The organism is Blautia faecis (assembly GCF_027662325.1).
Classification (GTDB): domain Bacteria; phylum Bacillota; class Clostridia; order Lachnospirales; family Lachnospiraceae; genus Blautia_A; species Blautia_A faecis.
In genome coordinates, this window is sequence record NZ_JAQDKY010000012.1 from 23,774 (window position 1) to 36,975 (window position 13,202).

Below are 13,202 nucleotides of genomic sequence, written 5' to 3' on the forward strand. Positions count from 1 at the left end.
TCATTATTTTCAATAAATCACCAGAGCGTGTTATGCTATGAACGCCAAAATTTGTTTTATAATAAAATTGTTTTATCTTTACAATATTTGATAACATGATATAATTCATACGTGATAAAAAAAGTACAATAAAGTAACCATTCCACAAAGCATGTAGCTGTAAAAGTACTGAACAATTACAAAATAGAGCGTGTCTGAAACAGGCTCTATTACATTGTAGCAACAGAAACCATTTAACAGAAAGTGAGAACTTCCATATGAATCCCTTAAAAAAAATATACTGTCGGATTTTTCAGAATGTATTCAAATTTGCCCTTCCATTCCTGCCATACCGAAATCCTGAGATCATCAGCAGTCTGAAAGCCGTTCCCGATGTGCTGAAAAAGAAAAAATGTAAAAATGTGCTGATTATTACAGATGCAGGAATCCATAAGCTTGGTCTTACAGACCGCCTGGAAAAAGTGTTGACAGACAGCAGCATTCCCTATATCCTTTATGACAAAACAGTAGCAAATCCTACCACTGTGAATGTGGCTGAGGCACTTGAACTTTATCATGAAAATAACTGTCAGGCCATTATAGGCTTCGGCGGAGGCTCCAGTATGGACTGCGCCAAGGCAGTAGGTGCCAGAGTCGCCAAACCTCATCAGTCTCTTGCAAAGATGAAAGGAATCCTGAAAGTGCACAAAAAGCTTCCACTTCTTATCGCCGTTCCAACCACTGCAGGAACCGGAAGCGAAACTACACTGGCAGCGGTAATTGTGGACGCCGAAACCCGGCATAAATATGCCATCAATGACTTCCCGCTGATTCCCCGATACGCTGTGCTTGACCCCAAGGTCACATTAAGCCTTCCACCATTCATCACCGCTACTACAGGTATGGACGCACTCACCCACGCAGTGGAAGCTTATATTGGTAATTCCACTACACCAGGCACTCGTAAAAATGCCCGGGATGCAGTGCAGCTGATTTTCGAAAATCTGGACACTGCTTACACCGACGGAAGCAATAAAGAAGCGCGCCGGAATATGCTCCGCGCCTCTTATTTCGCTGGCTGCGCTTTTACAAAATCCTATGTAGGCTATGTACATGCAGTTGCCCATTCTCTGGGAGGACAATACAATGTTCCACATGGACTTGCCAACGCTGTACTTCTCCCTTATGTTCTGGAAGCTTACGGAAAAACGATTTATAAGAAGCTGGCAGCCCTTGCTGTTGCTGCCGGGGTTGCCTCCAAAGAAACACCGGAAGAAGAAGCCGCATTAAACTTTATCCAGGCGGTCAAAGACATGAAGGCCCGCTTCGGAATCGGCGATACCATCCCGGAAATCCAGGAAGAAGACATTCCGAAGCTGTCACACTATGCGGACAAAGAGGCGAATCCGCTGTATCCGGTACCGGTACTGATGGATGCACAGGAGCTGGAGAAATTTTATTATATGTTGATGCCGGCTAAAGAAAACACAGTGCAATAAAAAGATAAAGTGTGTTTGAAAAATGCCATATTGTCACCTTTATAACATTACATTCGGTAATCTCAATTTAAATAAGATAGTTTTGAATTACCCCCTTTATAGCCTTTTACATTATGTAAACTATATTTCAAAACATCAAATACATTATAAATAATCAGAAAGGACTTTCCCATGACCCAGGAAGCAATCCAGGAAATCATCCGCAAGCAGCGGAACTATTTTTATACAGGCGCTACCTTAAACATTGACTTTCGCATCACTGCCTTAAAAAAGCTGCAAACCTCCATCCAGTCCCACCAGGAGCAGATCAATGCTGCCTTGAAGTCAGACCTGGGAAAAAGCAGCTTCGAGAGCTACATGTGCGAATCCGGTCTCGTTCTCAGCGAGATTACCTATATGCTGAAGCACATCCGCTCCCTTTCCAGAGAAAAAACCGTGCACACCCCACTTGCCCAGTTCCATTCCAGAAGTTACAGGAAGCCGTCCCCATACGGTGTCACCCTGATCATGAGCCCGTGGAACTATCCCTTCCTGCTTACCTTTGATCCGCTGGTAGACGCCATCGCCGCCGGAAACACTGCAGTATTAAAACCCAGCGCCTACTCTCCTGCCACCAGCAATATCATCTGCGAAATCGTCCGTGAATGTTTTCCGGAAGAATATGTGGCCGTTGTTATGGGTGGACGCCAGGAAAACTCCTGTCTTCTCCAGGAGCACTTTGACTACATCTTTTTCACCGGCAGCCAGGCCGTGGGAAAAGAGGTCATGCACCATGCCAGCGAGCATCTCACTCCTGTTACCCTGGAGCTTGGCGGAAAAAGCCCTTGCATCGTAGATAAATCTGCAAATATCAAGCTTTCTGCCAAACGTATTGTATTCGGAAAATATCTGAACTGTGGACAAACCTGCGTAGCTCCTGACTACATTTACTGTCACAGGGAAGTGAAAGATGAGCTTCTGAAACAGATTCAGAAACAGATTCGTAAGCAATTTGGTAAGTCACCTCTGGATAACAAAAATTACGGAAAGATCATCAACGAAAAGCATTTCAACCGCATTCAGAACCTGATCGATCCTACGAAAATCATCTGCGGCGGAAATGTCCGTCCCGAAACTTTACAGATTGAACCTACAGTCATGGATCAGGTAACCTTCGAAGATGCCGTAATGCAGGAAGAAATCTTCGGACCGGTAATGCCTGTCCTTACTTTTGATTCCATAGAAGAAGTAATCCGAAAGGTAAATTCCATGGCTCATCCTCTGGCTCTTTACATTTTTGCCCAGGAAAAAGCCATCTGCGAAAAAGTCACCTCTGAGTGTGGCTTCGGCGGTGGCTGTATCAACGATGTGATCATTCACCTCGCCACCAGCGAAATGCCATTCGGCGGCTTCGGTGAAAGCGGTATGGGAAGCTATCACGGTCAGAAAGGCTTCGAAACCTTTTCCCATTACAAGAGCATTGTAGACAAAAAGACATGGATCGACCTGCCGATGAGGTATCAGCCTTATAGACGGATTTATGATAAGCTGATCCATATTTTCTTGAAATAAAGTGTTACTATTACTTCGGCTCGTTGCTCGCGTAAATAAAAAATAAAGAAGTCGAAACTATGTGTTATAATTTCAATAGCTGCACCGAATTATTTAATGCGATTTGCAAAATGTTTAACATTGGTTGTTAATTAATATGACAAAAGAGCCGCATTTTTACTATGAAAGTTCCAAGTCCAAAGTTGACATGTCCCTTTCGTAAAAATGCGGCTCAATAACAATTATTCTACTCCCTTAATCCTTTCCACAATACTTCCATTCCAACCTGTGAGATCACTGTCCATAAAATTGGATACAATGGTTCTTGCAGCCTGGCTGTCCAGCATGGTCACAACACAAAGGTACACAGACAAACTGGCAGCCAGAGACAACAGTACCATAAAAGTCCTCTTCTTATCTTTTGTGAACTGTTCCCTGGAAAGTCTTGTGAGCAAATTTCCCTCTCCTACTTTTCTTGTTTTTGATGCGTTATGAGAAGGACGATAACCAAATGCCTCGATAGGCGAAACAGCAGCTGCAATTTTTGCAGGTTTCCGGCTGGCAAGAAAGATGGTAATTCCAACCAGCAAAATGATTACCACCAGTACCACCGGGTGAAAACAAACCTCTCCATTCTCAGTATTCGTATTTTCAGTCACTATTATAACAGTTAAAAATGTCTCGGCCAATATTTGCTTCTTTTTTTGTAGAATTTCTGCGAAAATTTCAGTTAAATTTTATAACCGCAGTTTCTTCTGGCCTATTTTTTCCTCTCTACATACCTTATTTTCAGTATGTAAAAGGGCGGCTCACCGCCGCCCTCATCGTTAATATTCTGTGCTCAATAGAAAATCTGCAATGTGCATACTCTTAATGCCCTGGTAATTGCCTCCGGCAAATTCATCGGTTCTTAAAACATACTTCGGATAGTTATCCCGGATTTCCAGCAGCCGTTCATATTCGCGCTTTTCTGTCTTCTCAGATTTGATCTCCTGTGTGACCTGCACATACAACCGGTCATTCTGCTTCTGCGCCACAAAATCGACCTCACCATCCGGCGTTTTTCCAATCGTCACGGTATATCCTCGTCTGCAAAGTTCCAGATACACCACATTTTCCAGACTGGAAGCAACGCTGTCTGGTGTATAGCCCAGCACGCTGTAACGTAAAGCGGTATCAGCAAGATAAAACTTCTCCTGCGTTTTCAGAATCTCCTTCCCGCGCAGGTCGTATCGAGAACAGCGATGAAGGAGATATGCTTTCTCCAGCTTTTCCAGATAGCTGTACACCGTTTCATTGTCGATAGAACGATGCTCTGATTTCAGATAATCAGAAATTGATTTTGCTGAGAATGAATTTCCCACATTCGCAAATGTGTACCGAACCACCCGTTCCAGCTGGTCGATCTTGCGAATCTGGTTTCTCTTTACGATATCCGAGAAAATCGTGGAATTATAGATATCCCGGACAATCGTATAAACCTCATCCTGTGAATACTCTCGCAGGTGCGTTGCAGGGAAGCCGCCCAAGCGGATATAGTCTGCCAGTTCAGCATGGATATCCTTTACCTGTGTATACTGCTTTTTAAATTCCAGATATTCCTGAAAAGAAAGCGTATAGATACGGAAGGAAACATATCGTCCGGTCAGGTAAGTCGCTATTTCCGAAGACATCATTCTGGAATTGGAGCCTGTCACATAAAGGTCAACATCATAATCCGTTGCCAGGGAGTTTACCACTTTCTCCCAGCCTTCAATTTCCTGAACCTCATCCAGAAAGAGATACATTCTCCCAGTTGGATCGAGTTTTTCTTTGACAGCTTTGAACATATCCTTCGCTGTCATATCCTCATAATCCATGGAATCGAAACGCATACTGACAATCCGCTCAGACGGAATGCCATGCTCCTGTTGCAGCTTCTCCATGATCATTTTTAGAACTGTGGATTTTCCGCAGCGGCGAACCCCCGTCAACACTTTTACAAAAGGTGTGTCGGTGTATGCCATAATCTTATCGACGTAGAGCGGTCTGTCTATCATAGGAACCACCTCCATGGTTCCATAATACCGCAAGCGCATAAAAAAATCAATAGGTTTTGCGATTATAAACCGCAACTTTCATTGATTTTCATTGACTTTTTCGGATTGTGTCGAATTCTGTTTCTTTGCAGTTTCAGAATATCGTAGTTTAACCAAAAAGTCCAGAAAGCAGCGGCACCAGAGTCGTGCCGATCAGTGCCACGCCGCCAGCCAGCATACGGGCAGCGTCAAAGGACGCATGGCGAATAACAATCCGACAGTAGGTATCATGGGCATAACGGATATGTTCTTGATAGGCTTCCTGTTCGGTCATGGAAAATCCCCCTTTCTTCGATTATGGGAAAGGGCTGTCGGGAAATAGACAGCCCCATGGTATCTGACTTTGAAAAATTTACTCGCCACATTTGCCACGCACCCCTGACGATAGGGATATTCCTAGTCTCCGCTAGCGCGGCTGTCATAACTCCGCAGCGTCGTTTTACTCGTGCGCCGCAGGGTTCCCCCCAAAAAAATCTTTGGCGGGCCGTGAGGAAGTATCTTTAAGCCCCCATGCAGTCACTGCGCCCCGAAGTGCCACCTCCGGGCTTCAGGCTTGCGTTGATCGCTCAGGACAACCCGTTCATCACCTCCTTGGCTTGTCCTTCTTGGTGGCGCGCCTGATTCGCTCATACATGGGCTATGTACCAGAAATGCCGTCTATTCAGTTGTCAATGTACCAATGAAGGTGATAAGTTGTCCTTCTAATGGTAGTGAAGAAAACGGCGACATTTTGGCCATGTTAATTAAGGTTTTTGAAATTTTTCCCAGGCATTTCAAACCGCGCTTTATGCTCTTATATACCCAGCTGAGATCAACAGCTTCTGCCTGGGCAATTTCTTTGACGGTCATGCCTAAGTAGAACCGGGCATAAATCCACTTGGCCTGCTTGTCCGGCAGCTCCACCACCGCAGCGTAGAGCTGATCGCGGAGCTGCTTGTCCTCCAGGATTTCTTCCGGGGTCGGCGGGTGCTGCACAATGGCCTTCTCAATGCCATTGTCGCAGTCCAGGAAGTAGTGCGCTTTGTAGTTATACATCTGGCGTAGGTAGCGTGCTTCCGCTCGTTTGTCGGCCAGGAACACCGCCTGCACTTCATCGGTTACTTCCAAATAAGTGTCTTTTTTGTAAATATCGGGATACAGCTCCCGAAGATTGATTTTCTGCATTATGTACCTCCATTTCGGTTCACAGGTCCAGTTGACGGGTGAGCCGAAATGGGGCGGAACAAGTTAGGGTATTAGCAAAGATTTTTTTGATGAAAAGGCCATATTGCCCTGTCTAAATACCGCTATCATGGCGACTACCTCTACTGGCCGCCGCTCTGTATATCACACTCCTTCAAAAAACAAAACGACAGCTTTGGTTGTTGTTCAAAGCCGTCGAGTGTTTAATTTGACATGGGAAAACGATTGCTGCACGACGGCTTTTTTTCTTTTGCCGTCGTGCGGCAGATAATTACATTCTATAAGTTAAACTATCATTCTGTTTAAGCGGCTACCTAAGCGACTTAACAGTTCGTTGGTAATTGTCCCACTTGCTTCTGTAAGGTCATAGGCCGTGATTTCATACTGGCCTGATTTTCCTATGAAGACAACAATATCACCGCTTTTCACATCTGGTAAATCCGTAATATCGACTATCATTTGATCCATACAGATGCGTCCAATTATTGGTGCTTCGTAGCCGTTTATCAATACTTTTCCATGATTACACGACAGAGCGCAAGGAATGCCGACCATTACCGCTTCATACTTGCTGCTGTCCATATTCTGAAGCACAGCGGCTGCGGACTGGAGGGACACGCTATACTCCGGGGAACAGCCGCCAAACAAAACAGCGATTTTCAATCTTTTCATTGCTCTGCCTGCCTTTCTGCCAAATATTCCTCCAAGCACAGCCCTTTTTCATACATCTCTGTGGCGGCCTCAACGCCAACATACCGATAATGCCATACTTCCTCGGCAACGCCCGTGATGTCGTTTTTATCTCCAGGGTAACGGAAGATAAAACCGTATTTGTAGCTGTTTTCTTGCAGCCAGAAATAAAAATCATAGATGGCTCCGTTGATGTCCACGGCTAAACCAATTTGATGTTCACTGTATCCGGGAACAGATACCCATTGCTTTGCCAGTTCCTCCGCTTCGCTCTGGGAATTTCCCTCTTTGCGGTATCCAGCCACTTTGTCGTCATAGAGCTGCTGCTTTTTCTGCGTGCGGTAACCGGATACGACCATAGGCAGTTGATCCAAATTTCCTTCCTTTGCTGCTTCCAACATCTCCATGAGAGGATCATAGATGCGTTCATCTACTTTCTCACCGCCGGGCACCTCTACCAGTTTTGGCTCGTAGTTTTCGGGGATCGCGTTTTCATAGTTTACCAACACCAAGTTCCAGTCGGTGTCATCATTTGCTGTCTGCGTGTTTTTGGGTGAGCTTTCATCCAAAAGGCCAACTTGCACATCATCAGGCCCCTGCGTTGTGGTGTCGTTTACTTGGGAATTTTCAGGCGATTCTTTATCTCCAAACAATGTGAACGCATATACACAAACAGCCACGACCAGAATGACTGTGGCAATACTTCCCCAAGGAAAGCGCCTCCGCCGCTGCTTTTGCCTCCGGCGATGACCTTCATTGGGAACAGGCAGCATTTTTTCTTCCATCATATAAAGCCTCCTTTCTGAAGGGGAACAAAAGCGCCCCTGTCAGCATTTATTGTACTGAACAGCGGCGCTTGAAACTTTAATATGAAGTTGTTTATTTCCTAAGAAAATCCTAATGTAAGGGGGAGATTTTACTTATGTTCTATCCAGCGGCGGTCCGCAGCTTTGCATCGGACAACACTTTCCCTCTCATATGATATTTGTCAACAGAAATCTGGATTTGAAATGTGTAGGCGGTGTTGTTTTTGACCTTCAAATCCAGCCGGCCTTCCGCCACCGCCGCGTCAATTCCTTGGGGAATGCCGGGCGTATTGCGGTGAAGGTCGATTCCATATGTATGCTGTTCTGTAACAGTCAGCGGAGTATCCTTCCCATCATTTCGCTCCTTTCGGTGATTTGTTTCATAAAAGAGCAAATCCATGCTCCTGTCAGTATCATTCTACTGGACAAGAGCATAGATTGTTTTAATAAGAAGTTGATTGACTCCTAAGAAAATGCAAAGAAATTGCTAATTTGACAACGGCAAAGAGACTGTAAATGTAACCACATGATTTTTGCTGGATGCGCTGATTGCCCCGCCATGCAGCGTGACGATCTCCTTTGCTATGGCTAATCCAAGCCCTGTGCCGCCTGTATCAGAGGAACGAGACTGATCTACCCGGTAGAATTTATTGAAAAGAGACGCCAATGCCTCATTTGGAATATCTTCGCCGCTGTTCTGAAACCGAATGATGACTTCATGTTCCAATTTTTCTGCGGAGATCACAATCTCGGTATGTGGGAAGCTATACGATGCGGCATTTTTCAGAATGTTGTTGAATACCCGTGCCAGCTTTTCCGGATCGGCTTCGATGGTCAAATTCTCGTCAAGATGCAGGGTAACGGTGTTTCCCCTGGGAGCCAAAACAGGAGACAATTCATCCGATAGTTGGACCAGCATATAATAAAGGTCGATGGTTTCCTTGGACAAGGTGATTTTCTGAGATTTATATTTTGTGATCTCAAAGAATTCATTTACCATCGTCTCCAGTCGGTAGGCTTTTTCCAACACGATATGAACCCGCGCAGCCCTCTGCTCAGGGGGCATATTCGGATCTTCCTCCAACAGATTGAGGTATCCAATTACAGATGTGAGTGGGGTCCGAATATCATGGGCCAGGTACATAACCAATTCGTCTTTCCGCTGTTCAGCCAAAGCGGTTTCCATTTTTCGTTCTGCTAAAGTTTGTTTTACAGAGTTTAGCTTCCGCTCAAATGGCAGCATTTCCGGTGACAACTGGATTTGCTTTTCATCGTCTGCCAGCAATGACTCTATCCCTTGATTGACCTCTCTGAAATAGCCGGTAACCCACCGGAAAATTCGTACCATGAGGACTGTAAATATTAGAAGAACGGCCACAGCGAAAAAAATTTCTTTATTACCTCGAAAATGGTCACTGTAATAATAAAATGCTGCTTCATGCTTCATGTCGAATACGGTTTCCAGAATCCATACAATCAGATCGCCAATTCGCTGTTTCCAGATGAAAAGATACAGCCCCACCACCACAACGATAGAGGTAATGACATTCATGCAAACTCGTCGAATGAGTTTGGATTGAAAAGCAAAGTATTCGTCTTTTTTATCAACTTTCAATTTTATATCCTACCCCCCATATCGTCTTAATGAATCTGGGCTTGTCCATACTATCTCCCATTTTCTCCCGCAGGTGGCGGATATGAACGGTGATGGTGTTGTTGGATTTGCTGTAATACTCGTCCTGCCAGATTTTGTGAAACAAATCTTCTGAACTGACTACATTCCCGGTATTTTCCAGAAGAATACGCAGGATCGAAAACTCCGTAGGTGTCAGCACCAAGGGCGTTTCCCCCAAAAAGCAGGTATGTGCCTTGATATTCATTGTCAAGGAACCGCAAACAAGATTATCTTCTGATGCGGCAGACGAGGTTTCACCGGTATCAGAATGAGCAGGATTGTACTTTTGATACCGGCGAAGCTGAGACTTTACCCGTGCAATCATCTCCAGAGGGCGAAACGGCTTTGTAATGTAATCATCCGCTCCAAGAGTAAGGCCGGTAATTTTATCAGTCTCAGCATCTTTGGCTGTCAGCATGATGATGGGGTAGGTATGATGTTCCCTGATTTTCTTGCATAGAGTGAATCCATCTATGTCAGGAAGCATAATATCCAAAATTGCAAGATCAATGGGGGGTGTTTCAATGCAATTAAGGGCTTCTTGGGCCGTATAAAATTTGAATACAGTGTAGTTTTCGTTTTTCAAATAGACTTCTATTAAATCCGCAATTTCTGTTTCGTCATCGACTACTAATATTTTATTAGACATGAAGTCACTCTCCCTTCAAAGAGTATATATTATTATATTATCAAAGCCGAACACAGCACATCCTTATTATTTCATGAGAAAACATTAAGATTTTCCTAATTTCTCACAGATTGCAATATCTTGGGGCTGAATTTTGGCAAGTTAAGAAACCCCTTGATATATTAGTCGTATCTGTTCATCTCTAAGCTATATTATATTTCGTTCTTATTTATTAAGCAATGATTCGCCTATTAAATCAGGTCCACAACCAGAACAATCATACTTGTTTACCAATATAATAAGGTCATTCCACAGCCGGATACTATATCCGTTCTTCAAAAGGGCTTGTCCGCAGTCGATTACGATATCGCCTTTCGGGTCAGTGACCACGTAGGAACTGTGACCTTCGGCGGCTCTGTCTGTGTGACTGTTTTCTTTCGTAGGGTATGGGCTTTCTTCCCTGAGAGAACTGACTGCAAATCCTCCAATCCATATCCTTCGCCCAGACTGTCCATGAGGGCGGCTTTCTCCCAACCAGAGAGCTTCAGTCGATACGATTTTCCGCGCTTTGAGACTTCACAACCATACTCTTGCAACAGCTTCAGCAGTTCTTCAAAGTCAGCAGGACTTTGTGATAATGCGTTGTCAATCACCACACGAAGCAGCTCTCGGTGAGAGGGCTTTGCCTGATCGCCCAGCCATTTGTTATAGCTCTTTCCGTGAGGTTTCGGATTCTCTACAATTGACAGTCCATTCTCAATACAGATGGTGTCACTTAGCCGACGAACCGCCTTGGTGCTGTCCCAAAAGTTTCGGAACTTCCGGTCATATTCTAAGCTGACCGATGACCAGATAATGTGATTATGAATGTGCGACTTGTCTATGTGAGTGCAGACTACAAAGGCATGATTGCCTTTAGTAAAACGCTTTGCAAATTCTACGCCCAGCCGGTTTGCTTCTTCCGGGGTAATCTCACCGGGGCGGAAGGACTGGCGCACATGATAGGCAATCACATCATCCGCGCCACGCACTCGTCCGGTAGCGGCAATGTACTGCCGCTTTGCCAGAAGGAACTCCGCATCCGCAGTCCGGCTGTCACACGCATAGCCGGTAATGAGCCTGCCGTTATCTGTTTTCTTTGGATTGGCCACATAGTCGATGATGTCACTGATCGCCCGACTCTCTGTGCGGCCTTTGCCGACATGAAGCGGCATGATTCTTGTAGTTGCCATAAAAAGCCCTCCTCTCAAAATATTTTCTCTGAACTCTTTGTGCCTATCGTTGAAATAAACTCTCCTTATGGGTATAATATTAATATAAAGAAACTACCAATACCTCAAAGGAGGGATTTTATGATAGAACAGCTAATTGCAGAAGCAACCGAATGTGATTTCAAAGTTGCACTTGAAATAAAGAAACCCAAAAGCTGGTTAAAAAGTGTCAGTGCCTTTTCTAATGGAATCGGCGGAACTCTTTTTTTCGGAATCTCTGATGACAGGAAACCTATTGGCTTGTCCGATGTTCAAAAGGATGCTGAAGCGATCAGTCGCTTAATCAAAGAACGTATCACACCATTACCTCAGTTTATCTTAAAACCATTACAGGAAGATGGTAAAAATCTATTAGCTCTGGAGGTTTCTCCCGGCCGCAGCACCCCATATTATTACAAGGCAGACGGCGTGATGGAGGCATATATCCGTGTTGGAAATGAAAGCGTAATTGCCCCTGATTACATTGTGAATGAATTGATCTTAAAGGGAACCAATCAGTCCTTTGATACCCTAACAACAGACGCGGCAAAAAGGATTACAGCTTTACACTTCTGGAAGCAACCTATCTGGAACGGACCGGTCTCCGCTTTGAGCCATCCGATTATGTTTCCTTTGGTTTGACTGATAAAAATGGACTCCTGACCAATGCCGGAAAACTCATGACCGATCAGCACACGGTTTATAACTCCCGTATGTTCTGTACCCGGTGGAATGGCTTGGAAAAAGGCTCTATCTTTGATGATGCGCTGGACGATAAAGAATACGAGGGAAATTTGATTTATTTACTGAACAGTGGCAGTGAATTTATTCGCAATAATTCCAAAGTCCGTTTTGTCAAAAAGGCACAGTATCGTGTAGACAAGCCGGATTATGCTGAACGAGCTGTGACAGAGGCTCTTGTCAATGCGCTTATCCATCGTGATTATATTGTGCTTGGCAGCGAAATCCATATTGATATGTTTGATGATCGGGTGGAAATCACATCTCCTGGCGGTATGTTTGGCGGCGGCTCAATTCAGGAATACGATATTTACAGTATTCGTTCGATGCGACGAACCCCCGTGATTGCTGACATGTTCCACCGCATGAAGTACATGGAACGCCGTGGAAGTGGTCTGCGCAAAATCGTTAGTGAGACTGAAAAACTACCAGGATATTCAGAAATATATAAACCTGAATTTTTCTCGACAGCAACAGATTTCAGGGTCATCTTGAAAAATGTAAACTACATCATGTGCGGTGCTTCCGTACATGATGCCGCACATGATACAGCACATGATACATCTGTGATCAGCAAGCAAAACTTGCTATTGGAATTTTGTGCAGACCCTAAAAGTCGAGATGAAATGCAAGCATATATTAATGTTTCCAGTCGTTCTCACTTCAGCAAATATTACCTCAAGCCTTTATTATCTTCTGGTAAACTTGAAATGATGTTTCCATACAAACCCAAAAGCAAAAACCAGAAATACTCTACCGTTCATACCAAGTAAAATAAGAAGCAGGGCATTGGGTCTCATCTCCCATTGTCCTGCTTCTTTTCATTCCAAATTATATTCACATCATTTACCCATACACCCAATCCTGGATCGCAAATTTCAAGCTCTGTACCTTGCCCAGCAGCCAGATCGCAGCCAGCGGCAGCCCCATCGGGCTAATCAAAAATGCCATAACCAGCAAAACTGCACCATTCTGTGGGGCTTTCTCCTTATTCTCATGTAAAAGAAAAGCGTCTGCTATTTCACAGACGCCTAATTTCTTAATATGGACAGCGGATCGGAATGCACCGGTCAATCTTCAATGGCTATTATTTGCCCCCAATCAGGAAGTAGGCTGTCCCGTCTACTTTTACTTCGCTTACGCA

At 44.4% G+C, this 13,202-nt stretch carries 9 protein-coding genes and 6 pseudogenes; 3 read left to right on the forward strand and 12 right to left on the reverse strand.

Going from position 1 to position 13,202, the window contains the following annotated elements:
• Nucleotides 1-257 precede the first annotated feature (257 nt).
• Both PGQ38_RS07815 and PGQ38_RS07820 read left to right on the forward strand, forming a co-directional pair.
• Nucleotides 258-1,478 carry an iron-containing alcohol dehydrogenase gene (locus PGQ38_RS07815; protein WP_173718206.1) on the forward strand — a complete coding sequence of 407 codons (1,221 nt, stop codon included), beginning with the start codon at nucleotides 258-260 and terminating at the stop codon, nucleotides 1,476-1,478.
• Nucleotides 1,479-1,649: 171 nt separating this feature from the next.
• Nucleotides 1,650-3,029 (forward strand): aldehyde dehydrogenase, encoded by a 1,380-nt coding sequence (locus tag PGQ38_RS07820; RefSeq protein ID WP_270431212.1) that lies wholly within the window; start codon nucleotides 1,650-1,652, stop codon nucleotides 3,027-3,029.
• Between the two features lie 221 nt (nucleotides 3,030-3,250).
• Here PGQ38_RS07820 and PGQ38_RS07825 read toward each other — a convergent pair whose 3' ends face one another.
• The 11 genes and pseudogenes from PGQ38_RS07825 to PGQ38_RS07875 form a co-directional block, all read right to left on the reverse strand.
• Nucleotides 3,251-3,697: a hypothetical protein gene (locus PGQ38_RS07825; RefSeq protein WP_204454395.1), complete on the reverse strand. Its 447-nt coding sequence runs from the start codon at nucleotides 3,695-3,697 to the stop codon at nucleotides 3,251-3,253.
• Nucleotides 3,698-3,835: 138 nt separating this feature from the next.
• Nucleotides 3,836-5,047, reverse strand: coding sequence for an ATP-binding protein (locus PGQ38_RS07830; protein ID WP_204454397.1), 1,212 nt, complete (start codon nucleotides 5,045-5,047; stop codon nucleotides 3,836-3,838).
• A gap of 148 nt (nucleotides 5,048-5,195) precedes the next feature.
• Entirely contained in the window at nucleotides 5,196-5,360 is a 165-nt protein-coding gene (locus PGQ38_RS20980; protein WP_270431217.1) for a hypothetical protein, read from the reverse strand.
• A 485-nt stretch (nucleotides 5,361-5,845) separates the two neighbouring features.
• Nucleotides 5,846-6,250: pseudogene (locus PGQ38_RS07840) on the reverse strand (RNA polymerase sigma factor); the annotation flags it as partial.
• Nucleotides 6,251-6,553: 303 nt separating this feature from the next.
• Nucleotides 6,554-6,823, reverse strand: a complete 270-nt coding sequence (locus tag PGQ38_RS07845) for an alanine racemase C-terminal domain-containing protein (protein WP_416385793.1) — start codon at nucleotides 6,821-6,823, stop codon at nucleotides 6,554-6,556.
• Nucleotides 6,812-6,940, reverse strand: a pseudogene (locus PGQ38_RS20545) (D-alanine--(R)-lactate ligase); the annotation flags it as partial. The pseudogene PGQ38_RS20545 and the gene PGQ38_RS07845, both read right to left, overlap by 12 nt.
• Nucleotides 6,937-7,512, reverse strand: a pseudogene (locus PGQ38_RS07850) (M15 family metallopeptidase); the annotation flags it as partial. The pseudogenes PGQ38_RS07850 and PGQ38_RS20545, both read right to left, overlap by 4 nt.
• Nucleotides 7,513-7,885: 373 nt before the next feature.
• On the reverse strand, nucleotides 7,886-8,158 hold the full coding sequence (locus PGQ38_RS07855) for a VanW family protein (RefSeq protein WP_270431221.1): 273 nt from the start codon (nucleotides 8,156-8,158) through the stop codon (nucleotides 7,886-7,888).
• A gap of 93 nt (nucleotides 8,159-8,251) precedes the next feature.
• Nucleotides 8,252-9,385, reverse strand: coding sequence for a sensor histidine kinase (locus tag PGQ38_RS07860; RefSeq protein ID WP_173736426.1), 1,134 nt, complete (start codon nucleotides 9,383-9,385; stop codon nucleotides 8,252-8,254).
• Nucleotides 9,369-10,088: a VanR-ABDEGLN family response regulator transcription factor gene (vanR, locus tag PGQ38_RS07865; RefSeq protein ID WP_204454400.1), complete on the reverse strand. Its 720-nt coding sequence runs from the start codon at nucleotides 10,086-10,088 to the stop codon at nucleotides 9,369-9,371. Before vanR ends, PGQ38_RS07860 begins: the two co-directional genes overlap by 17 nt.
• Before the next feature lie 374 nt (nucleotides 10,089-10,462).
• Nucleotides 10,463-11,299, reverse strand: a pseudogene (locus tag PGQ38_RS07875) (relaxase/mobilization nuclease domain-containing protein); the annotation flags it as partial.
• A 120-nt stretch (nucleotides 11,300-11,419) separates the two neighbouring features.
• On the opposite strand from PGQ38_RS07875, the pseudogene PGQ38_RS19825 reads away from it, so the two are divergent.
• Nucleotides 11,420-12,831: pseudogene (locus tag PGQ38_RS19825) on the forward strand (ATP-binding protein).
• A gap of 73 nt (nucleotides 12,832-12,904) precedes the next feature.
• On the opposite strand, the pseudogene PGQ38_RS07885 reads toward PGQ38_RS19825, so the two are convergent.
• Nucleotides 12,905-13,039: pseudogene (locus PGQ38_RS07885) on the reverse strand (CD1845 family protein); the annotation flags it as partial.
• Between the last annotated feature and the right edge of the window lie 163 nt (nucleotides 13,040-13,202).

What these genes read in the sequence shown, in the direction of transcription:
- vanR (WP_204454400.1), bottom strand. Translation starts at nt 10,088, where the DNA reads ATGTCTAATAAAATATTAGTAGTCGATGACGAAACAGAAATTGCGGAT.
- PGQ38_RS07845 (WP_416385793.1), bottom strand. Translation starts at nt 6,823, where the DNA reads ATGGTCGGCATTCCTTGCGCTCTGTCGTGTAATCATGGAAAAGTATTG.
- PGQ38_RS07830 (WP_204454397.1), bottom strand. Translation starts at nt 5,047, where the DNA reads ATGATAGACAGACCGCTCTACGTCGATAAGATTATGGCATACACCGAC.
- PGQ38_RS20980 (WP_270431217.1), bottom strand. Translation starts at nt 5,360, where the DNA reads ATGACCGAACAGGAAGCCTATCAAGAACATATCCGTTATGCCCATGAT.
- PGQ38_RS07815 (WP_173718206.1), top strand. Translation starts at nt 258, where the DNA reads ATGAATCCCTTAAAAAAAATATACTGTCGGATTTTTCAGAATGTATTC.
- PGQ38_RS07820 (WP_270431212.1), top strand. Translation starts at nt 1,650, where the DNA reads ATGACCCAGGAAGCAATCCAGGAAATCATCCGCAAGCAGCGGAACTAT.